The following is a 23606-nucleotide window of genomic DNA, read 5'->3' on the forward strand; positions in this document are numbered from 1 at the left end:
TCCTATACTGCGACATAAGGCCACATTACCGTTCTGCTTCGGTGCCTTGGCCTCGGGCCGCTTGCGCTCCATGTGGGGGGCGATTGGCAATATTGAGAGGAGTGACCGGCATGATTCATCACGTTGTGGGGCTGTTTACCCATCCCGACCAGGAATGGCGGGAGATTCGTGGCGAAGAAGAAAGCATCAGCCACATGTACCTGACTCATACCCTCATCTTGGCGGCGATTCCCGCCATTTCGGCCTTTATCGGCACCACCCAGGTAGGCTGGGTGATCGGCGGCCGACCGGCGGTGATGCTGACCATGGATAGCGCGATCTGGATGAGCATCATGTCCTACCTGGCGATGCTCGCCGGCGTCGCGGTAATGGGGGCATTCATTCACTGGATGGCCCGCACCTACGACGCCAACCCATCCATGGCGCAATGCATCGCCTTTGCCACCTATACCGCCACCCCGCTGTTCCTCGGCGGCCTGGCGGCGCTCTATCCGCACCTGTGGCTGGGCATGCTGGTGGGGACCGCTGCCATTTGCTACACCGTGTACCTGCTGTATGTCGGCTTGCCGACCTTCATGAACATACCGTCAGATGAAGGCTTCCTGTTCTCCAGCTCGGTGCTGGCGGTGGGCCTCGTGGTACTGGTGGCGATCATGGCCGCAACCGTGATCATCTGGGGTTTGGGCGTGGGGCCCGTATACACCAACTAGATCAGATCCAGCCAACATAGGGCATCAAGCCAGAGGCCGCCGCAAGGCGGCCTTTGTCTGCCAGCTGATACCGCCTGCTGACCGGCGGCTCGGCAGCTGCGCCATGCTTGCGGCATAATGCCCGGTCAGGAGAACCACCCCGCCATGCCCGAGCTGCTCAAACAACGCGTCGAAACCTGTTACCAGCAAGCCGAAGCCTTCTTCAAACGCCCCTTCCCACGCCCGGAAATCAGCTTCAAGCTGCGCGGCCAGAAGGCCGGCGTCGCCCACCTGCACGAGAACCTGCTGCGCTTCAACCTGCAACTGTATCGCGAGAACCAGGACGACTTCCTGCGCCAGACCGTGGCCCATGAAGTGGCACACCTGGTGGCCCATCAGTTGTTTGGCGAGCGGATCCAGGCCCATGGCGAGGAATGGCAGCTGATCATGCGCGGGGTGTATGAACTGCCGCCCAATCGCTGCCACAACTATGCAGTGCAGCGGCGGGTGGTAACCCGCTACATCTACCGCTGCCCATGTCCGGAAGGTGATTTCCCGTTCACCGCGCAGCGGCACAAACTGGTGCGCCAGGGGCGGCGCTACCTGTGCCGGCGCTGCCGGGAGATATTGGTATACAGCGGCGAAACCCGCGTCGAATAAAGAGCCAGGCAAAAGAAAGGCGACCCGAGGGTCGCCTTCTTTATTACCGCATCAGGCTCAACGAACCGGGGTTTCTGCGACACCCAGGTCATCGGTAGGTACCGACAATTCCAGCGGTGCGCCACCGGAGGCCAGTTCCGAGGCCAGCTTGTCGTCGTCCATCTCTTTCACCCACTTGGCCACGACCACGGTGGCCACGGCGTTGCCGACCAGGTTGGTCAGTGCGCGGGCTTCAGACATGAAGCGGTCGATACCGAGGATCAGCGCCAGGCCGGCAACCGGCAGGTGGCCGACCGCCGACAGGGTGGCAGCCAGAACGATGAAGCCCGAACCGGTAACGCCCGCAGCGCCTTTGGATGCCACCAGCAACACCAGCAGCAGGGTGATCTGGTGGGTGATGTCCATGTGCGTGTCGGTGGCCTGGGCGATGAACACCGCAGCCATGGTCAGGTAGATCGAGGTACCGTCGAGGTTGAACGAGTAACCGGTCGGGATTACCAGGCCGACGACCGACTTCTTGGCACCCAGGCGCTCCATCTTGGCCAGCATGCGTGGCAGGGCCGATTCCGAGGAAGAAGTGCCCAGCACGATCATCAGCTCTTCACGGATGTAGCGGATCAGCTTGAGGACACTGAAGCCGTGGGCACGGCAGATACCGCCCAGCACCACCAGCACGAACAGCAGGCAGGTGATGTAGAAGCACGCCATCAGGTAGCCCAGCTGCACCAGCGAACCCACGCCGTACTGGCCGATGGTGAAGGCCATGGCGCCGAAGGCACCGACAGGCGCCAGCTTCATGATCATGTTGATGATGTTGAACATCACGTGGGCGAAGCGATCGATCAGGTCCAGCACCGGCTTGCCGTAGCTGCCCAGGCGGTGCAGGGCGAAGCCGAAGATCACCGAGAACATCAGCACTTGCAGGATGTCGCCGTTGGCGAAGGCACCTACCACGGTGTTGGGGATGATGTTGAGCAGGAAGCCGACAGTGGTCTGCTGCGCGCCGGCGGCGGCGTAGGCGGCCACGCTGCTGGCGTTCAGGGTGCTGACGTCGATGTGCATGCCAGCGCCCGGCTGAACCACGTTGACGACCACAAGGCCGATGATCAGGGCGATGGTGGAGACGATTTCAAAGTACAGCAGCGCGTAGCCGCCAGTCTTGCCGACCGACTTCATGCTCTGCATGCCGGCGATGCCGCTGACCACGGTACAGAAGATGATGGGCGCAATGACCATCTTGATCAGTTTGACGAAACCATCACCCAAAGGCTTAAGGGCGACGCCGGTCTCGGGGTAGAAGTGGCCGAGCAGGATGCCGATGGTGATGGCGACCAACACCTGGACATACAGGGATTTGTACAGCGGCTGACGTGTCGTCATGGCTCATTTTTCCTCAAGTGTGCCAGCTTCACCCTTCCCAGGGTGTTTGGGCACCTGAATCGCTAACCCTCCTGCACCTGGAGGGATTTGTCGTTGTGTTCGAGCTGCCTGGGCAGGCCTCTGCCAACTGAGATAGCAAGGGCGATGCCAAAATGCCCATATTGAGTGCAGCGCTAATATTTACGGGGGTTTAATGCCCAACGACGGGGCGAATATTCTGAGGAAAGGTGGCGGATTTCCGCCCGGTGGCGGGAAATGTACAAGGGATATGGCGGGAATCCGCCCTGTCATTACGCTCCTGTACCGGCCCTTTCGCGGGCAAGCCCGCTCCCACAGGGGCACCTGCAGATGCTGAATCTTGTGGACACCTGTGGGAGCGGGCTTGCCCGCGAAAAGGCCCGGTGCGGGTTACGGATCAATCAAGGTGAAAAATGATGCGGAACGCTGCGCCCCCCAATGGCGAATCCTCGAGGCTCAACCCAGCGCCGTAGCTGTCGACGATATCCTTGACCACCGCCAGCCCGATTCCCTGCCCCGGATGCTGCCGGTCCAGTCGCTCGCCGCGTTCGAGGATCCGCTCACGCTGGTCGGCCGGCACCCCGGGGCCATCATCCTCGATACACAGCGCCAGCGTGCCGGGCGCCTCCTGCAGGCTCACCCGCACATGCCCCAGGCTCAGCCGGTAGGCGTTTTCCAGCAGATTACCCAATAGTTCCAGCAACGCCCCCTGCTCCATCGGCACACGCGACTGCGCAAGCACGTCCAACTCAACTTCGACTTGCTTGTCGCGATAGACCTTGGCCAAGGTACTGCACAAGCTCTCCAGCACCGGCAGCAACAGCACGCTGTGGCGCACCAGGCCGCTCTTGCGCAGGCTGGCGCGCTGCAACTGGTAATCGATCTGCTGGCTCATGCGCTCGATCTGGCTTTGCAGCACCCGTGCCTGCTCGCGCTCGCCAGCACGCTGCTGCATGCTCTCGCCCACCCCCTGCAACACCGCCAGCGGCGTTTTCAGGCTGTGCGCCAGATCGCCCAGCGAATCGCGATAGCGGGTGCGCTGCTCGCGTTCGCTGCTCAGCAGCCGGTTCAGCGAGCGGGTCAGGCGCAGCAGTTCGCGCGGGTGCTCGCCGCTGAGGCCATCACGTGCGCCAGACTCCACCTCATCCAGCTCAAGGCTCAACCGACGCAACGAGCGCAGCCCCCAGGTCAGGCCGGCCCAGAGCAGCGCCAGCAAGGCCAGCAGGGCCGCGCCAAATCCCAGGTAGAGTTTTTCGCGCAGGCCATCGAGGGTGGCCTTGTATTCACTCACCGGCTGCAGCGCCACGATGCTGTAAGCCGCGCTCTGGCCGCCGAGCAGCTTGATCTCGACGTCATAGACGAAGAACTCTTCGCCATCGTTCTGATGGATTCGGGCGAACTCGTTGCCGAGCCCGTCGTAGCGCGGGTGGTAATTGATGTGCCGGTCGGCAGTGGCGCGCGAGCGCCAGACCAGGTTGCCGTCACGGTCGAAGATGTAACCCAGCAGGCCGGTATACGGCAGGTTGTAGCGTTCGTCCGGCAGCAATTCGGGCATCTGCAGCTGGCCATGTTCGATGCGCGCGGCGGAGATCAGCGTGGTCACGTCCGAGGCCAGGCGCTGCTCGATCGATTCCTTCAGCGCCAGGCTGAAGGCCTTCTGCAAGGCCGGCAGCAGGGCCAGCATGAACAGCAGCGCCAGCACGGCCGCCGCGAGCATCAGGCGCACCCGCAGCGAGCGGATCATCGGCAGCGCTCGGTGAACAGGTAGCCCAGGCCGCGTACCGTGTCGATCGGTCTGAAACCGCTCTCGCCTTCCAGCTTGCGGCGCAGGCGGCCGACCAGCACTTCGATGACATTGGGGTCGCGCTCCTCGTCACCGGGATAGAGCTGTTCCATCAGCCGGTCCTTGGCCACCACCTGCTGGTGATGACGCATGAGGTATTCGAGGATGCGGTACTCGTAGGCAGTCAGCGCCAGCGGCTGCTCCCCCAGGGTCGCCTGCTTGCGGTTGAGGTCCAGGACCAGGGGGCCGGCGGCGATGGTCGACTGGGTGAAACCGCTGGAGCGGCGCAGCAAGGCGTTCAGGCGCGCTTCGAGCTCTTCGAACTGGAACGGCTTGACCAGATAGTCGTCGGCACCGGCGGCCAGGCCTTCGACCTTGTCCTGCCAGTTGCCGCGGGCAGTAAGAATGAGGATGGGGAACGCCTTGCCCTGGCTGCGCAGGCGGCCGATCAGCTCAAGCCCGCTGATGCCGGGCAGGCCAAGGTCGACGATGGCCAGGTCGAAATGGAAGTGCTCGGACTGGTACAGGGCTTCTTCAGCGTCGGCCACGGCTTCGACCACATGGCCACTTTCGCCCAGGCGCGTGTGGAGGTGGTGCCGCAGCAGGGCTTCGTCCTCGACCACCAGCAGTTTCATGTAGAACTCCTATTCATGTATTGCCTGTGCTGGCCCGTTCGCGGGTAAACCCGCTTCCACAGCAGTCCCTGTGGGAGCGGGTTTACCCGCGAAGAGGCCAGTACAGGATAACTCGGCTCGCCGGTCAGAACTTGTAGGTTGCGGCCAGGTAAGTTTGGGCGCTGCTGGTCAGGCGCAGGGTACCTTCCTTCGGCCCGCCGCTGGCACCCACTTCAGTGGCGGCATTGGTGCGCAGGTAACGGTACCCCAGCTCCATCGAAGCATTATCGGTGATTTCCTGAATCACCCCGGCCTGCAGGCCCACTGCATAACCGTAGTCGGTATCACGGCTGGCCCCTGGCGAATCCTGGGTCAACTTGGTCATGCCCAGGCTGCCACCGCCGAACAGTTTGGTGGTGTCGCCCACCGGCAGGAACAGGTCGTAGCTGCCAAGCAGGTTTTCCTGGCGCAGCTTGAGGCCGCTGTGGTCGCCAGAAACGTTGTCATACGTCATGTAGTAGCGGCCCTGGTCGTTGACCTTGCCCAGGCGCACGCCCCAGGTATCGTCCTTGCCGATGATCCCGTCGGCGTTCAGGTGGTCGGTGTTGCGCTGCAGCAAGCCAGACTTGCGCACCTTGTCGCTGGTCTGGCCGTAGGTCAGGCTGGCGAAGTTGTCATCGGCGGCCTGGGCGGTGGTCATGCCAGCGGCGCACACGGCCATGGCAGCGAGCAGGGAATTGAAGGTTTTCATGCTGTCATACTCCAGATGAAGGCACTGTTGCGGTCTGGAAGCTAGAGTAAGCAGGGTGCCCTGAACCGCGGCTGAACCCTGGCTGAACCGCGGCTGAACGATCTGTTTGCAAAACAAGGAGTAGTGAACATGCGCGCCCTGCTGGCCCTGACCCTGATGTGCAGCGCCGCCCTCGCCCAAGCGGCAGTGCAGACCCGTGAAATTCGTTACCAGGATGCCGACGGCACCGCGCTGATCGGCTACTACGCTTACGACGATGCCGTGAAGGGCGAGCGCCCAGGCGTACTGGTGGTGCACGAATGGTGGGGGCTGAACGACTATGCCAAACGCCGTGCCCGCGACCTTGCCGCGCTGGGCTACAGCGCGCTGGCCATCGACATGTATGGCGATGGCAAGCACACCGAGCATCCACAGGATGCCCAGAAGTTCATGGCCGAGGCGATGAAGGATGCGGCAGCATCGGCCAAGCGCTTCGACGCCGGGCTGGACCTGTTGAAGAAACAGCCCTACACCGACAAGCACAAGCTCGGCGCAGTGGGTTACTCCTTCGGCGGCAAGGTGGTGCTCGATGCCGCACGCCGCGGCGCCAGGCTTGATGGCGTGGTGAGCTTCCATGGCGCGCTGGCCACCCAGACACCGGTCACCAAGCCAGGCGTTGTGCGAGCCTACGTGTTGGTCGAACACGGTGCTGCAGACAGCATGGTCACCCCGCAGCAGGTGGACGCATTCAAGAAAGAGATGGACGCGGCCAAGGTCAACTATCAGTTCGTCAGTATTCCTGGGGCCAAGCACGGGTTCACCAACCCGGATGCGGACCGCCTGAGCCATGGCGAACATGGTGGGCCTGACATTGGCTACAACGAGGCGGCAGACAAAAGTTCCTGGGCGGACATGCAGGCGTTCTTCAAGCAAGTGTTCAAGTGACGAACGCCGGGGGCTGCTTCGCACCCCATCGCCGGCAAGCGCGGCTCCCACAGGGGATCACCGACCCCAGGCATGATGCAGTACCTGTGGGAGCCGCGCTTGCCGGCGATGGGGTGCGAAGCAGCCCCGGCTCCCACACAGGACTCACGGCTGGCACAATACCCGCCATGAACAGACTCCCCGCCTGCTGCGCCCCGCTCCAGCACCACTGGCCCCTGCCCCGCCCGCTACCCGGTGCGGTGCTGGTCAGTTGTGCCTTCGACCCCGCCCACCTGGACGCCGATGACTTTCAGCGAGCTGGCATCGTGCCCAGCGCCAGCCTGCAGCGCTCGGTGGCCAAACGCCAGGCGGAATACCTGGCCGGGCGGGTCTGCGCCCGTGCTGCGCTGCAGCGCCTGGATGGCCGCGACTACGTTCCCGGCACCCACGAGGACCGCTCGCCGATCTGGCCCCCAGGCATCCATGGCTCGATCACCCATGGCAAAGGCTGGGCTGCGGCTGTGGTGGCAACCGATGGCGCGTGCCGCAGCCTGGGCCTGGATCAGGAAGCGCTGCTCGATGACGCGCGCGCCGAACGGCTGATGGGCGAGATCCTGACGCCCGCCGAACGCGAGCGCCTGGACCGCAGCCAGCTTGGCCTGACAGTCACCCTGACCTTCTCACTCAAGGAAAGCCTGTTCAAGGCGCTCTACCCACTGACCCGGCAGCGCTTCTATTTCGAGCACGCCGAGGTACTGGCGTGGTCCGCCGATGGCTTGGCGCGCCTGCGCCTGCTCACCGACCTGTCACCGCAATGGCGACACGGCGCCGAAGTCGAAGGCCAGTTCTGCCTGCAAGACGGCCACCTGCTCAGCCTGATAAGCGTCTGAGCCCTACTGCGGCGCCTGCTCGCGCGGCCAGTTGAGGCTGAAGCAGGCCCCGCCCAGCGCCTCGCTGCGCCCCACCGTAGCGCGGCCAGCGTGCCAATAGATGATCCGCCGCACGATCGACAGGCCCAGGCCATGCCCGCCGGAAGCGCGGGTACGGCTGTCGTCGAGCCGGGTGAAGGGGGTGAAGATGCGATCCCAGACACCTTCCGGGATGCCCGGCCCATCGTCTTCCACATCGATACGGCAACGCTGCTGGCCCAGCTGGTAGCTCAGGCGCACCTCGCTGCCGGCATGGCGCAGGGCGTTGCTCACCAGGTTCTGCAGCGCGCGGTGCAGGTAACGCGGTTCGGCCTCGACCCAGCAGCCATCGTTGCCCTGGCACGCCCCACGCAACAAGCGGACCTTGCTGTTGAGCGGCGCCAGCTCTTCGATCACCCGGTCGAACAAGGCATCCAGTTCGACACGCTGGAACTTCAACGCCGGGGCGCCCTGCTCCAGGCGTGCGTAGGTCAGCATCTCGTCAACCAGCTTGTCCAGGTCCTGGATATCGCCATCCATGCCGGCCAGGTGCTTGGCGCGGGCCTGCTCGGTGGTCGCGCTTTCGATCATCTCCAGGCCGAAGCGCAGGCGTGCCACGGGGGTGCGCAGTTCGTGTGACACCGCGCGCACCAGTTCGCGCTGCATGTTCAGCGAGCGCTGCAGGTGCTCGGCCATGCCATTGAACGCCGCGGCCAGGCGCCCCACCGAATCGGCATCACCGGCCGGCACGCGCGTGTCCAGGCTGCCCTGGGCGATGCGTGTGGCGGCGATTGCCATGCCCGACACGCGCCGCTCCAGCTGGCGCACCAGCAGGTACACCACCAGGCCGATCAGGCACAGGCCGAGGAAGGCGATCAGGATCAGCAACTGCGGCGGATAGGGGTTGAGCTGATACAGCGGGCCAATCTCCAGCACCAGCGGCGAGCCCGGCAGACCGGCGAACACACGGATCGAGTCACCGTCGCCGCCCAGCGCCATCACTGTGTCGCCCTCCTCCACCCGGCGCCGCTGGTCATCGTCCAGGCCGACCCGCTCGATACGCTGCAGGGCAACGCCGAAGCCGAAGCCCTTGCTCTGGGTGATTTGCGCCAGGCGCTGCTGCTGCTCGGTCACCGGGTAGCGCACCAGTTCATCGGCCAGCAGATAAAGCGTGGCACGCGCCAGCTGCTCGCTGATCTGCTTGACCTGGGCCACCAGCAACAGGTCTTCCTGGCCGACCTTGCGCAGCACCTGGGCGGCGTGCGGCCCGGTCTTCTCCACCACCACCAGGCCGCGGTACAGGCGCGCGCGCTGGCCACCCTCCAGCGAGCGGGCCGACATGGGCTGCAACGCCAGCGGCACGCCCAGCAAACGCTCCCACATCAGCAATGAACGCTTGCGCTCGGTGTCGTTCTGCTGCGCCAGGTTGTCGGCCATCAGGCTGAACGTGCCCTGGGCCAAGCGCTCGCGGTGCTGGGCTGCGCGCACTTCGTTGACCAGGTGCAGGCTGAGCACGCCCAGCAGGGCCACCAGCACCAGCACGGCCAGCATGCCGCCGTAAATGCGCAGGAAGATCGAGTGGTTCATGGGGCATCGCCAACGAACAGGTAGCCCTTGCTGCGCAGGGTCTTGATCAGCCGCGGGTGGATCGGGTCGTCGCCGATCTTCGGGCGAATCCTGGAAATGCGCACGTCGATGGAGCGGTCCTGGCCGTCGTAGCCGACCCCGCGCAATGCAGTGAAGATCTGCTCGCGCGACAGCACCCGCCCGGCGTTGCTGGCCAGCAGCCAGAGCAGGTCGAATTCAGCGCCGGTGAGGTCGATCTGCTGCGCGTCGAGCCAGGCTTCGCGCAGTCGGTTGTCGATGCGCAGCGGGCCGAAGGCCAGGTCGTGGCGCTTGCTGTCCGGGCTTTCGCTGCGCCGCAGCAGGGCTTGAATCCGCGCCAGCAGCAAGCGCGGGCGCACCGGCTTGCACACATAGTCGTCGGCACCCAGGTCCAGGCCCTGGACCTGATCGAGTTCGTCGCTACGGGCCGTCAGCATCAGAATCGGGCCGGGGTATTGGCCGCGGACGCGGCGGCAGATGCTCAGGCCATCTTCGCCGGGCAGCATCAGGTCGAGGATCACCAGGTCCGGCTGGCTGTCGATGATGCGCCGGACGGCCCGGGCGCCATCGCCCTCCACGGCGACCTCGTAGCCGTTGGCCTGCAGGTATTCGGCGGTGAGTTCAGCCAGGCGCTGGTCGTCTTCGACGATAAGGATGCGGTTGCTGGGTTGGTCCATGGCCCCTGCCTTTGCTTGTTGTTTTTCTGTCGGTACCGGCCTTTAACCAAAAGGCAACACCACCCCCGGATACTACGTGCCGCCCCTGGGCACTGCCAACCTGCCTGGCACAGCCTCGACTGAAGCGATTCTTGTGATAAGGTGCGCCCCCGAAAATTTCTGCCTAGGGCCTGCAGCCCTGTGAAAAATAGTGCAAACCTCTTGGCACAAGGCCTACAGCGAATACCCACTATTCACTCACAAAGTACGCACAACTTATCCACAGGCGATCGCCTTGCAAAGGGCCTGATACCGCATTATCTTGTATCCCCATCGCAACGAACCACTAGATGTTGGGTTTGACCTCCAGTCTCCAACACGAGTCAGCGCAGAAATTCAAGCGAAATTTCTGGCAGAACTTTACGTGGTTTCATCAGCCAAACCGCTCCAGCGGAAGCATTGAGAGCAACAGCTTTAGGGGTCAGCCCCTTGAGCATTTGACTTCGGCCAGGGAGCGGCAGGTTATTGCCCCATATTCCTGATCTGTCCCGAAGTCGGTACGCCCGAGCGGGCGGATGCGCGTGCATGCCGCATCCCCGTGAAGGCCATCGAGCAAGCGGACGGAACGGTGGGCGCCCAAAAGGCGCCTGAACACTATAGAAACTGTGGAGACACCCACCCATGCAAACCGACACAACTCGCGAGAACCCGCAGGCCAAGGCGCCGCAGGCCGCCGATTCCAACCAGGATCTGGCCGCCACCGCTCCGGGCCAACTGCGCGTGATCAAGCGCAACGGCACTGTCGTCCCCTACACCGACGACAAGATCACCGTTGCCATCACCAAGGCGTTCCTCGCAGTTGAAGGCGGCACCGCCGCTGCCTCGTCGCGCATCCACGACACCGTCGCGCGCCTGACCGAGCAGGTCACCGCCACGTTCAAGCGTCGCATGCCATCGGGTGGCACCATCCACATCGAAGAAATCCAGGATCAGGTCGAACTGGCCCTGATGCGTGCCGGCGAGCAGAAAGTCGCCCGTGACTACGTGATCTACCGCGAGCAGCGCGCCAAGGAGCGTGCCACCCGCGTCAACACCGAGTCCGTGGTCGAGCCGCACCCGAGCATCCGCATCACCCTGGCCGACGGCAGCCTGGCGCCGCTGGACATGGCGCGCCTGAACACCATCATCAGCGAAGCCTGCGAAGGCCTGGCCGAAGTCGATGGCGAGCTGATCCAGCGCGAAACCCTGAAGAACCTGTACGACGGCGTGGCCATCAAGGACGTCAACACCGCCCTGGTGATGACCGCCCGTACCCTGGTCGAACGTGAACCGAACTACTCGTTCGTCACCGCCCGCCTGCTGATGGACACCCTGCGCGCCGAGGGCCTGGGCTTCCTCAACGTCGCCGACAGCGCCACCCACCACGAGATGGCCGACCTGTACGCCAAGGCCCTGCCGGCCTACGTCGCCAAAGGTATCGAGTTCGAGCTGCTGAACCCGGCACTGGCCGACTTCGACCTGGAAAAACTGGGCAAGGCGATCAACCACGAGCGCGACCAGCAGTTCACCTACCTGGGCCTGCAGACCCTGTACGACCGTTACTTCATCCACAAGGATGGCGTACGCTTCGAGCTGCCGCAGGTGTTCTTCATGCGTGTGGCCATGGGCCTGGCGCTGGAAGAGAAAGACAAAGAAGCCCGTGCGATCGAGTTCTACAACCTGCTCTCGTCGTTCGACTACATGGCTTCGACCCCGACCCTGTTCAACGCCGGTACCCTGCGTCCGCAGCTGTCGAGCTGCTACCTGACCACCGTGCCGGATGACCTGTCGGGCATCTACCACGCGATCCACGACAACGCCATGCTGTCGAAATTCGCCGGTGGCCTGGGCAACGACTGGACCCCTGTGCGCGCACTGGGCTCCTACATCAAGGGCACCAACGGCAAGTCCCAGGGCGTGGTACCGTTCCTGAAAGTGGTCAACGACACCGCCGTAGCCGTGAACCAGGGTGGCAAGCGCAAAGGTGCCGTATGTGCCTACCTGGAAACCTGGCACCTGGACATCGAAGAATTCATCGAGCTGCGCAAGAACACCGGTGATGATCGTCGTCGTACCCACGACATGAACACCGCCAACTGGATCCCTGACCTGTTCATGAAGCGCGTCTTCGATGACGGCAAGTGGACCCTGTTCTCGCCATCGGAAGTGCCTGATCTGCACGACCTGACCGGCAAGGCCTTCGAAGAGCGTTACGAGTACTACGAAGCCCTGACCGAGTACAACAAGATCAAGGTGTTCAAGACCATCCAGGCCAAAGACCTGTGGCGCAAGATGCTGTCGATGCTGTTCGAGACCGGCCACCCATGGCTGACCTTCAAGGACCCGTGCAACCTGCGTTCGCCGCAGCAGCACGTGGGCGTGGTCCACAGCTCGAACCTGTGCACCGAGATCACCCTGAACACCAACAAGGACGAGATCGCGGTCTGCAACCTGGGCTCGATCAACCTGCCGAACCACATCGTCGATGGCAAGCTGGACACCGCCAAGCTGCAACGCACCGTGAACACCGCCGTGCGCATGCTCGACAACGTGATCGACATCAACTACTACTCGGTGCCGCAAGCGCGTAACTCGAACTTCAAGCACCGCCCGGTCGGCCTCGGCATCATGGGCTTCCAGGACGCGCTGTACCTGCAGCACATCCCGTACGGCTCCGACGCTGCCGTCGAGTTCGCCGACAAGTCGATGGAAGCGGTCAGCTACTACGCGATCCAGGCTTCCTGCGACCTGGCCGACGAGCGCGGCGCCTACGAGACCTTCCAGGGTTCGCTGTGGTCCAAGGGCATCCTGCCGCTGGATTCGCAACAGATCCTGATCGAAGCCCGTGGCCAGAAGTACATCGACGTCAACCTGGAAGAGTCGCTGGACTGGGCGCCGGTCCGTGCCCGCGTGCAGAAAGGCATTCGTAACTCGAACATCATGGCCATCGCGCCAACCGCGACCATCGCCAACATCACTGGCGTGTCGCAGTCGATCGAGCCGACCTACCAGAACCTGTACGTGAAATCGAACCTGTCGGGCGAGTTCACCGTGATCAACCCGTACCTGGTCCGCGACCTGAAGGCCCGCGGCCTGTGGGACTCGGTGATGATCAACGACCTGAAGTACTACGACGGTTCGGTGCAGCAGATCGAGCGCATTCCGCAAGAGCTGAAAGACCTGTACGCCACCGCGTTCGAAGTCGAGACCAAGTGGATCGTCGACGCCGCCTCCCGTCGCCAGAAGTGGATCGACCAGGCGCAGTCGCTGAACCTGTACATCGCCGGCGCTTCGGGCAAGAAGCTGGACGTGACCTACCGCATGGCCTGGTACCGTGGTCTGAAGACCACCTACTACCTCCGTGCCCTGGCCGCGACCAGCACCGAGAAGTCGACCATCAACACCGGCAAGCTCAACGCCGTTTCCAGCGGCGGCGACAGCGCCCCGGTCCAGGCAGCGGGCCCAGCGCCAGTGCCGAAGGCCTGCGCCATCGACGAGCCGGATTGCGAAGCCTGCCAGTAAGGCTTGGCTGAGGCTTCCCCCGGGAAGCCTCTTTTCCGTGTAGCCACACGGAACCCTGTGGCAGCGGGTTTACCCGCGAAGAGGCCGGCACTGCCGCGTCCTGCCCCACAGCCAAACACAATAGGCCCGGGCGCCAATGCCCAGGCCAGCCCCTCACAGGGCACTCAGATTTGCGTGCACTGCTGTACCCCATCCGGGGCCAAAGCAACGCAACCAAGATCCACCGGCCATACTTCACAGATGGCCCTCAAGCAGGAGAATCTCACCATGCTGAGCTGGGACGAATTCGATAAAGAAGACGGCGAAGTCGCCGCCAAAGGCAACACCCCTGCGCAGGCCACTGCCGCCGCCACCCTCGACAAGCTCGACAGCGCCGGCGGTGCCGCCGCCCTGGAAGCCCGTGCCGCCACCGCCGCCGACTCCGACGCGGTGAAGCGCGCCAAGGCCGCCCTCGACGCCCTCGACATCGCCGAAGGCCTGGCCGAGCTGGAAGGCTCCTCGGCCCGCGTCGCCGTTGACGAGAAGCGCATGATCAACTGCCGCGCTGACCTCAACCAGCTGGTACCGTTCAAGTACGACTGGGCCTGGCAGAAGTACCTCGACGGCTGCGCCAACCACTGGATGCCGCAAGAGGTCAACATGACCGCGGACATCGCCCTGTGGAAGAGCATGGATGGCCTGACCGAAGACGAGCGCCGCATCGTCATGCGCAACCTCGGCTTCTTCTCCACCGCCGACTCGCTGGTTGCCAACAACCTGGCCTTGGCCGTGTACCGCCTGATCACCAACCCGGAGTGCCGCCAGTACATCCTGCGCCAGGCCTTCGAAGAGGCGATCCACACCCACGCCTACCAGTACTGCATCGAGTCGCTGGGCATGGATGAAGGCGAGATCTTCAACATGTACCACGAGATCCCGTCGGTCGCGAAGAAAGCCGCCTGGGGCCTGAAGTACACCCGCGCCATCTCCGACCCGGAATTCAACACCGGTACCGTCGAGACCGACAAAGAGCTGCTGCGCAACCTGATCGCCTACTACTGCGTTCTGGAAGGCATCTTCTTCTACTGCGGCTTCACCCAGATCCTGTCCATGGGCCGCCGCAACAAGATGACCGGCGTTGCCGAGCAGTTCCAGTACATCCTGCGTGACGAGTCGATGCACCTGAACTTCGGTATCGACGTGATCAACCAGATCAAGATCGAGAACCCGCACCTGTGGGACGCGGCGATGAAGGAAGAAGCGACCCAGATGATCCTGCAAGGGACCCAGCTGGAGATCGAATACGCCCGTGACACCATGCCACGCGGCGTACTGGGCATGAACGCAGCGATGATGGAGGACTACCTCAAGTTCATCGCCAACCGTCGCCTGACCCAGATCGGCCTGAAGGAAGAGTACCCGGGGACTACCAACCCGTTCCCATGGATGAGCGAGATCATGGACTTGAAGAAGGAGAAGAACTTCTTCGAGACTCGCGTGATCGAGTATCAGACTGGCGGTGCGCTGAGCTGGGACTGATCGTCCGGGCTGAACATCGAGAAGGCTGCCGAATGGCAGCCTTTTTTATGCCTGTTCGAATTGAAAACAGGACGTGTCCTACAGCGTCCTGCATTGCCTGTGCCCGGGCATCGCGATAACGTTCTCCAACGCTTAAGAACGCTCACATAGCGGAATCCCGTTCCCGTCAGAAACGGCTCTCCCACATCAGGATGGCCAAGCATGAACAGTGTTTATACCCCTACCCTCTTTACCCGCCACAATCGCCCCCCCACACCCTCTGGCTTGAATCCCAGGCTTGGTTCTGCGCCCACGAACTCGGTCGGCTGAGCGCTCGCTTCTTCGACGAGCACTGCATCCGCAAGCTCGACCCGGACCAGTACCGCAACGTGCAGCTGCTGCGCTACGGGCAGTATCAGGAGACCACGATGGTCAGCGAGTCCGGGGCCTATACCTTGCTGGCGCATCACCATGTTCCGGAGAACCGCCATCTGCGCTGGTGGCTGACCCATGAGGTGGTGGCGGTGCTGCGTGATGGGCAGGTGGATGGAGAAGCGGATACACCGCGGCTGGGGCAGATGTGCTGGCCTGGAGGGCGGACGGCGACGTTGTTGTATTGGCAGAGTGAGCCGTGGGTGAGGATGCGGGATATGCCGGTGGTGATGGCGGCTGAAGACGCAGAGATGGCGCCGCTGGTGAAGCGCAGGATGAACTGGCGGGAGTGTGCTCAGCGGGCACTCAGGCTACACGGGGTCAAGCTGGGCTGCGCAGATCTTGTAGGAGCGGGCTTGCCCCGCGAACACCGGCACAGCCGGTGCCAGGCACCGCGTCGCTTGCTTCGCGGGACAAGCCCGCTCCCACAGGGTTTGCATATCGCCCAGAGCATAGATATGCCTGGACTGGCTTCATCGCTGGCAGGGCAAGCTCCTACAGTGACCGCCAGAGGCTGAGCAGACGAGCATCCTATGGGAATGTGCTTACCCGCGAACACTGGCGGAGCCAGTGCCATGCACCGCGCTACCTGATGTGAGGATTTGGGTAATGCATAGCCCTAAGACACCCAGAAGACAGTGAATCATAAGAGCTGCTATAGTAGTTTTTATATCACATAAGCACTGCTATAGCAGGCCTTAATATGAATGTTTTTCCCTTGGCATGCGCCGACAGGCTAATGAAAATAGGGCTTCTCGCCAAAACAAGGCGCCTTGAACGAAAAATTCGCCAGAAAGACCTTGCCGCTCAGTCCGGCTTGTCCATCACCACGCTTGCCAAAATCGAGGCAGGAACGCCGACTGTGGAGATGCGCAGCTACATGATCGCGCTGTGGCACCTGGGCTTGCTCGACGAGGTTTTCCAGGACGTGCCGATGTCTTCCCCGGCCTCCTTCGCCACTGAGCACAGGGTACGCCTTAAGAACGTGACCGAGGATGATTTCTGATGACGGTGATCTACCTCTACATGCAGATGCCAGACTCGCTGGAGGTTTCCACCATTGGGCGGTTGAGCGTGGAGAACAATGTCGGCGAATTTGTTTACAACCCAACCCATGTCGAAGCTGGGGGTTGGGTACCTGATGCCTCGCGCTACCCACTTCGAACGCAGCCGTATAAACGCATCACCAAGAACCGGGGCATACCTGGATTCATCCGGGATGCGGCTCCTGATGGCTGGGGTGAGCGCCTGGTTGCGCGAGAGCACGGTGATCAGAAGGATGCCGTTGGTTTTATTCTGAAGTCTCCAAACCATGATCGTACGGGGAACCTCATGGCTGGCGCTGGCCGCAAGCCACCTGCCGGTATCGGCCAGGCTGGACTGGGCAAGATCACCCAACTGGAAGCCTTCATACAATTTGCAGACGGTGTGCAAGGTGGATTTCCACGCGATACTGACAACGCGACAAAAGCAACGCTGCAGCAGCGCTCGTCACTGGGCGGTGCTCGCCCCAAATGCACACTGATCAATGAAGACCGGCTGCTGCTGGCCAAGCCAAGGGACCGCCACGATGCCTACGATGTGCCGGCGCTTGAACATGCCTGCATGACATTCGCAGCAAGCAAAGGCATGAACGTGGCGCGTGTGCACTTGCACCGTGGTCGGGTAAACACGTTGCTGGTCGAACGCTTCGACCGAGTGCCCGCTGACGACGGACATTTCTACCGCATCCCCATGTTGAGCGGTTTGACATTACTCGACAGTGACTGGAACAACCCGCTGGGCTGGGCGCACGAGTGGCACTATGGATTGCTCGTAGACGAAATGAACCGCCGAGGTGTGCCGCTGAATGATCTCCAGGAGCTGTTCAAGCGCATCTGTTTCAACATTCTGGTCGGCAACGATGATGACCATCCCAAGAACGTGGCCGTAATTTACCTGAATGGCAGATGGCGGCTGTCACCCATGTACGACGTTCTGCCGACCACCGAAGGGGATGCACCTACCAGCCTCGCCATGGGCGTCGGAAGTTTCGGAAAGGAACTGTCGCGGCGCAATTTGCTGAGCCAGGTTGGCCACTATGGCCTTTCTCACACCCAGGCAGAATCCATCATTGATGAAGTGGCTGGATGGGAAGCTGAATTAGCGGCGCACTATCGACAGCATCTCCAACGTGCTGAGCTTGAGCTGGCATTAGCCGCCATCGGCGCTGACAAGCTGCGCATCTGAGTCAGGGTCATTGGTCGTTCGATACGCTTGCGCCCGTTGCGTAGGGTGGCGAAGCGTTTCTGACCCGGCGGGATTCTTTCGAATCCTAGAGGTCTTCCAGCTGAACCCGAATGCGCTGCGGGGACGCCAGTCGCTCTGTCAAAGTCGCAATGAGGTCTTGTATTGGAACAGCATGATCGACAGGCAGTGAAGCTTTACAGGACGCCGGTGTCGCCTGTGGCGCCTGGCGCATGCGCTTGGTTTTAGACATATCAGGACTACAAGCTTCCGCAAGAGGCTTTGAGGGCAAGCTCGATTGGAGCTGTCCTCAATACATAAAACAAGAGACCTCGCCCACGCCGACAGGAGGGGTACGGCACACTCGGTTGCCATGTGCCGGGACTGGACATGCCAGTCTACGTGGTCGAGGGCGAGGCCGTTGATGAGTATAAAAACGCTTCTCGAAAATGCAAATCAAGCTGATCTGTTCTTCAGCGGGCTACCGGCTCCACATGATTGATCGCAGAGGGCGCTCTGCGCCCTTTTCCGACCGGTCCGGCGCCCCGGCAAGGCCGCTCCTACACGGTCACCTGTGCCTGTTGGGCTTCGAGCAAGTTGTGCAGCGTGTTGAGGAACAGGTCGAAGCTGATGATGCCCGTAGCAACGGTCGACAGCACGGTCTGGCCATTCTCGTCCTTGATCACCACCAACTCGGTCCACTGGCTCAGATCAACGTTGCGCAGGCTGCTCAGCGGGACTTTGCGGCCGTCCACTTCGAGGGCGTCACGGGTGATGATCAATGGCTTGGTGGCGATGTTGAAGAAATCGCCGCTCATGCGCTTGCCCCACACTTGCGACGTTTCAAGGTAGTTGAACTGCACCGCACCGCCGTTCTCCAGCGTGGCGAACACCGCTGGCAGGCGTTCGTTCAGGTACTGCTCACGCACCTGCTCGAGGAACACGTACAGCTTTTGCAGGTGTGGGTTGACCCGGCGGAAGGGTTCGCTGGCGTTGCGGCGGTACGCGAGATTGTTGATCAGGCCGGCAATCGCGGTCTGGCCCGAGGCGAACAGGTAAAAGTCGCCCATCTCGCTGAAAGGCACATAGTCGCGCTGGTCGCCGATGATCTGGCAAATGCCTTTCTCGTACACCTCATAACGCGCAATGCGCAGTTTCTTCTGCCACAGGGCCAGGGCGAACATCACCACGCCGAGCACCGCCAGCAAGGCGATGGTGGAGTAGAAAAGGTTTTTCGGGCCGTTGAAATTCAGGGAACTGTCAACACTCAGGTAGCCAACGAAGGCAGCCAGGCCGAGGAAAATACTGCCCAGGATGAGCATGCAGATGATCAGCGACTTGCCGTAGCCATAACTGCCCAACAGCTTGCCGGTGGACGCAGGTGGGATGGATTGCATGGTGGAGCCTCCTTGCTTGGGAAATGAAACGTCATGCTTCTGCTGGCGATGAGACATGACTTGTTTCAATTTGTTCAGCGCGAAAGCTATTAACTGGTTTTTCAGCCAAATGCCTCAATGGGCCTACCGTCATACTATGACCTTTAATTTACCTGACTCCTTGATTTAGAGCCCTCGCCGCTGATTTTTCACTTGACGGCGCGAATTTATTGCGCTGCCCAGCGTTGACAGTTGATTTTGAGCTTGATAAAAAACGCCGCAGTTGTACGACAACACATAACAAAAACAACATCAGCGGACCCATCCCATGTCGAAAATCTGCCAGACAACCCTCCCCTTTGCGCTGCTTGGCGCCAGCCTGCTCGGCAGCATGCCAGGCACCAGCCTCGCCCAAGGCTTCGTCGAAGACAGCAAGGCCGTGCTGGGCCTGCGCAATTTCTACATCAACCGTAATTTCACCAACCCCAGCAACCCACAGAGCAAGGCTGAGGAATGGACACAGAGCTTCATTCTCGATGCCCGTTCCGGCTTCACCGAGGGGCCGGTGGGGTTTGGTGCCGATGTGCTGGGGCTATGGTCGGTGAAGCTCGATGGCGGTGGCGGCACCTATGGCACGGGGCTGTTGCCACGCCATGACGATGGGCGGCCGGCGGATGACTACGGCCGCCTGGCGGTGGCGGGCAAGGCGCGCATCTCCAAGACCGAACTGAAGATCGGCGAGTGGATGCCGGTGCTGCCGATCCTGCGTTCGGACGATGGCCGCTCGCTGCCGCAGACCTTCCGCGGTGGCCAGGTGACCTCCAACGAAATCGCCGGGCTGACCCTGTACGGCGGCCAGTTCCGCGGCAACAGCCCGCGCAACGACGCGAGCATGGAAGACATGAGTTACGGCGGCGGCCTGTCGGACCGTTTCAACTTTGTCGGAGGCGAATACAAGTTCAACCAGGACCGGACCTTGGTCGGGCTGTGGAACGCGGTGCTCAAGGATGTCTACGAACAGCAGTACCTGCAGCTGAGCCACAGCCAGCCGCTGGGCGACTGGACCCTCGGCGCCAACCTGGGCTACTTCCATGGCGGCGAGGACGGCTCGGAACGCGCTGGCAAGCTCGACAACAAGACTTATTCGGGGATGTTCTCGGCCAAGTATGGCGGCAACACCTTCTGGGTCGGGCTGCAGAAAGTCGATGGCGATACCTGGATGCGGGTCAACGGCACCAGCGGCGGGACCTTGGCCAACGACAGCTACAACTCCAGCTTCGACAATGCCAACGAGCGCTCGTGGCAAGTGCGCCATGACTTCAACTTCGTGACGCTCGGGGTGCCGGGGCTGACCCTGATGAACCGCTATATCAGTGGCCGCGATGTCCACACCGGGGTGGTGACCGATGGCAAGGAGTGGGTGCGTGAATCGGAGCTGGCGTATGTGATCCAGAGCGGGCCGTTCAAGGACCTGAGCGTGAAGTGGCGCAACTCGACCATTCGCCGGGACTACAGCAACAACGAGTTCGATGAGAACCGGTTGATCTTCAACTATCCGCTTTCGTTGCTGTGATCGCATGGCACGGGCTGCGCCCGTGATCGCGGCTGAAGCCGCTCCTACAGGGATCGCACAGCGCCTGAGGGCAACACTTTACCTGTAGGAGCGGCTTTAGCCGCGAAGAGGCCCGAAGATCCAACACAGCCAGCATTGACAACCCCGGAAAGCGCTGCCGATAATCAGCATAGTCATACGACAACTTACAACAATCACAAGTAGAGCCGCCATGACCATCACCCCCTTCAAGCGCCTGCTGCTCACCGGAGCCGCAGGCGGCCTGGGCAAGGTGCTTCGCCAACGCCTCAACGGCTACGCCGAAGTCCTGCGCCTTTCCGACATCGCCCCGATGGCACCTGCCACCGGCCCACATGAAGAAGTCACCCCCTGCGACCTCGCTGACAAGGCGGCGGTCCATGCCCTGGTCGAAGGCGTCGACGCCATCGTCCACTTCGGCGGCGTCTCCACCGAGCACGCGTTCGAGGACATCCTCGGCCCCAACATCTGCGGCGTGTTCCACATCTACGAAGCCGCGCGCCAGCACGGGGTCAAACGCATCATCTTCGCCAGCTCCAACCATGTGATCGGTTTCTACCGCCAGGACCAGCGGATCGACGCCCATGCGCCGCGCCGGCCCGACAGCTACTACGGCCTGTCCAAATGCTACGGCGAGGATGTCGCCAGCTTCTACTTCGACCGCTACGGCATCGAGACCGTCAGCATTCGCATTGGCTCCTCGTTCGATGAACCGCAGAACCTGCGCATGCTCAGCACCTGGCTGAGCTACGACGACCTGACCCAGCTGATCGAACGCGGCCTGTTCACTGCCGACGTCGGCCACACCGTGGTCTACGGCGCGTCCAACAACCGTACTGTATGGTGGGACAACCGCTACGCCGAACACCTGGGCTACCAGCCCAAGGACAGCTCGGAAGTATTCCGCGCCGTGGTAGAGGCCAGGCCCGCACCCGCCGCCGACGACCCGAGCATGGTCTACCAAGGTGGCGCCTTCGTCGCTGCTGGCCCATTCAGCTGATCCCGCCCTGCCAGGAGGCTCCAGCATGCACTGCGAACTGATCGTCGACGCCCGCAACGGCACGGGTGAAAGCCCGGTGTGGCACCCCAGCGAACAGGCCCTGTACTGGGTCGACATCCCGGCCCGCCAGCTGCACCGCTGGCAGGACGGCACCCATCAGGTCTGGCAGGGCGAGCAGATGCTCGCCTGCATCGCCCGCACCGAACGGGGTTGGGTCGCCGGCATGGAAAGCGGCATCTTCCAGCTACAGGCCCAGGCCGACGGCAGCCTCGACAGCCGCCTGTTCGCGGCAGTCGAACACCCACAACAGGGCATGCGCTTCAACGATGGCCGCTGCGACCGCCAGGGCCGTTTCTGGGCCGGCAGCATGCTCATGGACATGCAACAAGGCGCCCATGTCGGCGCGCTGTACCGGGTCGATGGCGAGGGCCAGCTGCACCAGCAGCTCAAGAACATGATCGTGCCCAACGGCCTGGCCTTCAGCCCTGACGGCACACGCATGTACCTGTCCGACTCGCACCCCAACGTGCAGAAGATCTGGCGCTTCGACTACGACATCGACAGCGGCACCCCGCACAACCAGCGGCTGTTCGTCGACATGCGTGCCTTCCCCGGCCGCCCCGACGGCGCCGCCATCGATGCCGACGGCTGCTACTGGATCTGCGGCAACGACGCCGGGCAGATCCACCGTTTCACCCCCGACGGGCGCCTCGACCGCTCGCTCAGCGTGCCGGTGAAGAAACCGGCGATGTGCGCCTTCGGTGGCAGCAACCTCGACACATTGTTCGTCACCTCGATCCGCCCTGCAGGCTGCGACCTCAGCGACCAGCCCCTGGCCGGTGGCGTGTTTGCCCTGCGCCCCGGTGTCCAGGGCCTGGAGGAGCCTGCCTGGCGCGGCTGAACGCGACCTGCACAACACCGCAACACCCAACACTCACGCGCGAAACCAGATAATAAAAACCACGGAGTTTCACCATGACCTTCAAACGCAAGCTGCTTCTTGCCGTACTCCCATTCGCCTTCAGCCTGTCGATGCCGGCCTCGGCACTCGACATCAAGTTCGCCGAGATCCACCCGGCCGGCTACCCGACCGTGGTCGCTGAACAGAACATGGGCAAGAAGCTCGAACAGGCCAGCAATGGCGAAATCACCTTCAAGATGTTCGCCGGCGGCGTGCTGGGCTCGGAGAAGGAAGTGATCGAGCAGGCGCAGATCGGTGCGGTGCAGATGACCCGCGTCAGCCTGGGCATCGTCGGCCCGGTGGTGCCGGACGTGAACGTGTTCAACATGCCGTTCGTGTTCCGTGACCATGAGCACATGCGCAAGATCATCGACGGCGACATCGGCCAGGAGATCCTCGACAAGATCACCAACTCCGAATTCAACCTGGTGGCGCTGGCGTGGATGGATGGCGGCTCGCGCAGCCTCTACACCAAGAAGCCGGTACGCAGCCTTGAAGACCTCAAGGGCATGAAGATTCGCGTACAGGGCAACCCGCTGTTCATCGACATGATGAACGCCATGGGCGGCAACGGCATCGCCATGGACACCGGCGAAATCTTCAGCGCCCTGCAGACCGGGGTAATCGACGGCGCCGAGAACAACCCGCCGACCCTGCTCGAACACAACCACTACCAGAGCGCCAAGTACTTCACCCTGACCAATCACCTGATCCTGCCGGAGCCGGTGGTGATGTCCAAGACCACCTGGAACAAGCTTACCCCCGAGCAGCAGGTGCTGGTGAAGAAGGTCGCCCGTGAAGCGCAGATGGAGGAACGCGCGCTGTGGGACGCCAAGTCCGCCGCCAGCGAAGAGAAGCTCAAGGCCGCCGGCGTCGAGTTCATCGCCGTCGACACCAAGCCGTTCTACGACGCCACCGCCCCGGTGCGCGAGAAGTACGGTGCGCAGTACGCCGACCTGATGAAACGTATCGACGCGGTCCAGTAACCCCGGCCC

At 62.3% G+C, this 23606-nt stretch carries 20 protein-coding genes; 13 read left to right on the plus strand and 7 right to left on the minus strand.

From position 1 onward, the window contains the following. Positions 1-110 precede the first annotated feature (110 nt). Complete coding sequence (locus ACIPZ5_RS25585) at positions 111-710, plus strand: Yip1 family protein (RefSeq protein ID WP_186602180.1); 600 nt, start codon at positions 111-113, stop codon at positions 708-710. Positions 711-854: 144 nt separating this feature from the next. Further along, positions 855-1349, plus strand: a complete 495-nt coding sequence (locus ACIPZ5_RS25590; RefSeq protein ID WP_261941246.1) for a SprT family zinc-dependent metalloprotease — start codon at positions 855-857, stop codon at positions 1347-1349. A gap of 57 nt (positions 1350-1406) precedes the next feature. Here the strand turns inward: ACIPZ5_RS25590 and ACIPZ5_RS25595 are convergent, their stop codons facing one another. The 4 genes from ACIPZ5_RS25595 to ACIPZ5_RS25610 form a co-directional block, all read right to left on the minus strand. Then, positions 1407-2729 carry a dicarboxylate/amino acid:cation symporter gene (locus ACIPZ5_RS25595; RefSeq protein WP_060509215.1) on the minus strand — a complete coding sequence of 441 codons (1323 nt, stop codon included), beginning with the start codon at positions 2727-2729 and terminating at the stop codon, positions 1407-1409. A 415-nt stretch (positions 2730-3144) separates the two neighbouring features. Beyond that, positions 3145-4491 (minus strand): ATP-binding protein, encoded by a 1347-nt coding sequence (locus ACIPZ5_RS25600; RefSeq protein ID WP_400811303.1) that lies wholly within the window; start codon positions 4489-4491, stop codon positions 3145-3147. Further along, complete coding sequence (locus ACIPZ5_RS25605) at positions 4488-5165, minus strand: response regulator (RefSeq protein ID WP_343599943.1); 678 nt, start codon at positions 5163-5165, stop codon at positions 4488-4490. The genes ACIPZ5_RS25600 and ACIPZ5_RS25605 overlap by 4 nt, the downstream gene beginning before the upstream one ends. A gap of 124 nt (positions 5166-5289) precedes the next feature. Beyond that, the gene (locus tag ACIPZ5_RS25610; RefSeq protein ID WP_261941250.1) at positions 5290-5895 is read right to left on the minus strand and encodes a porin family protein; all 606 of its coding nucleotides are present in this window, start codon (positions 5893-5895) and stop codon (positions 5290-5292) included. A 129-nt stretch (positions 5896-6024) separates the two neighbouring features. On the opposite strand from ACIPZ5_RS25610, the gene ACIPZ5_RS25615 reads away from it, so the two are divergent. Beyond that, positions 6025-6819, plus strand: coding sequence for a dienelactone hydrolase family protein (locus tag ACIPZ5_RS25615; protein WP_400811304.1), 795 nt, complete (start codon positions 6025-6027; stop codon positions 6817-6819). A gap of 167 nt (positions 6820-6986) precedes the next feature. Further along, positions 6987-7688 carry a 4'-phosphopantetheinyl transferase gene (locus tag ACIPZ5_RS25620; protein WP_400811306.1) on the plus strand — a complete coding sequence of 234 codons (702 nt, stop codon included), beginning with the start codon at positions 6987-6989 and terminating at the stop codon, positions 7686-7688. Positions 7689-7691: 3 nt separating this feature from the next. Here ACIPZ5_RS25620 and ACIPZ5_RS25625 read toward each other — a convergent pair whose 3' ends face one another. Continuing rightward, positions 7692-9293: an ATP-binding protein gene (locus ACIPZ5_RS25625; RefSeq protein ID WP_400811308.1), complete on the minus strand. Its 1602-nt coding sequence runs from the start codon at positions 9291-9293 to the stop codon at positions 7692-7694. Continuing rightward, positions 9290-9988 carry a response regulator gene (locus ACIPZ5_RS25630; RefSeq protein WP_400811310.1) on the minus strand — a complete coding sequence of 233 codons (699 nt, stop codon included), beginning with the start codon at positions 9986-9988 and terminating at the stop codon, positions 9290-9292. Before ACIPZ5_RS25630 ends, ACIPZ5_RS25625 begins: the two co-directional genes overlap by 4 nt. Positions 9989-10648: 660 nt before the next feature. Here ACIPZ5_RS25630 and ACIPZ5_RS25635 point away from each other — a divergent pair. The 5 genes from ACIPZ5_RS25635 (at position 10649) to ACIPZ5_RS25655 (ending at position 17686) form a co-directional block, all read left to right on the plus strand. After that, a complete protein-coding gene (locus tag ACIPZ5_RS25635; RefSeq protein WP_261941256.1) occupies positions 10649-13528 on the plus strand; it encodes a ribonucleoside-diphosphate reductase subunit alpha in 2880 nt (959 codons plus the stop codon). Positions 13529-13795: 267 nt separating this feature from the next. Then, on the plus strand, positions 13796-15046 hold the full coding sequence (locus ACIPZ5_RS25640; RefSeq protein ID WP_027918055.1) for a ribonucleotide-diphosphate reductase subunit beta: 1251 nt from the start codon (positions 13796-13798) through the stop codon (positions 15044-15046). 191 nt (positions 15047-15237) lie between these two features. Beyond that, positions 15238-15975 (plus strand): Bro-N domain-containing protein, encoded by a 738-nt coding sequence (locus ACIPZ5_RS25645; RefSeq protein ID WP_400811312.1) that lies wholly within the window; start codon positions 15238-15240, stop codon positions 15973-15975. Positions 15976-16160: 185 nt separating this feature from the next. After that, the gene (locus ACIPZ5_RS25650) at positions 16161-16463 is read left to right on the plus strand and encodes a helix-turn-helix domain-containing protein (protein ID WP_261941258.1); all 303 of its coding nucleotides are present in this window, start codon (positions 16161-16163) and stop codon (positions 16461-16463) included. Next, positions 16463-17686, plus strand: a complete 1224-nt coding sequence (locus tag ACIPZ5_RS25655; RefSeq protein WP_400811313.1) for a type II toxin-antitoxin system HipA family toxin — start codon at positions 16463-16465, stop codon at positions 17684-17686. Before ACIPZ5_RS25650 ends, ACIPZ5_RS25655 begins: the two co-directional genes overlap by 1 nt. Before the next feature lie 557 nt (positions 17687-18243). Here ACIPZ5_RS25655 and ACIPZ5_RS25660 read toward each other — a convergent pair. After that, positions 18244-19080, minus strand: coding sequence for a hypothetical protein (locus tag ACIPZ5_RS25660; protein ID WP_400811315.1), 837 nt, complete (start codon positions 19078-19080; stop codon positions 18244-18246). Positions 19081-19387: 307 nt separating this feature from the next. Between ACIPZ5_RS25660 and ACIPZ5_RS25665 the strand changes: the two genes are divergently transcribed. The 4 genes from ACIPZ5_RS25665 (at position 19388) to ACIPZ5_RS25680 (ending at position 23597) form a co-directional block, all read left to right on the plus strand. Next, entirely contained in the window at positions 19388-20632 is a 1245-nt protein-coding gene (locus tag ACIPZ5_RS25665) for an OprD family porin (RefSeq protein ID WP_400811317.1), read from the plus strand. 211 nt (positions 20633-20843) lie between these two features. Continuing rightward, positions 20844-21650 carry an NAD-dependent epimerase/dehydratase family protein gene (locus ACIPZ5_RS25670; RefSeq protein ID WP_400811319.1) on the plus strand — a complete coding sequence of 269 codons (807 nt, stop codon included), beginning with the start codon at positions 20844-20846 and terminating at the stop codon, positions 21648-21650. 25 nt (positions 21651-21675) lie between these two features. Next, a complete protein-coding gene (locus tag ACIPZ5_RS25675) occupies positions 21676-22551 on the plus strand; it encodes an SMP-30/gluconolactonase/LRE family protein (RefSeq protein ID WP_400811320.1) in 876 nt (291 codons plus the stop codon). Positions 22552-22625: 74 nt separating this feature from the next. Beyond that, complete coding sequence (locus ACIPZ5_RS25680; protein ID WP_261941264.1) at positions 22626-23597, plus strand: TRAP transporter substrate-binding protein; 972 nt, start codon at positions 22626-22628, stop codon at positions 23595-23597. Positions 23598-23606 lie beyond the last annotated feature (9 nt).

It is taken from the genome of Pseudomonas sp. NPDC089428 (assembly GCF_044749325.1).
Lineage (GTDB): Bacteria > Pseudomonadota > Gammaproteobacteria > Pseudomonadales > Pseudomonadaceae > Aquipseudomonas.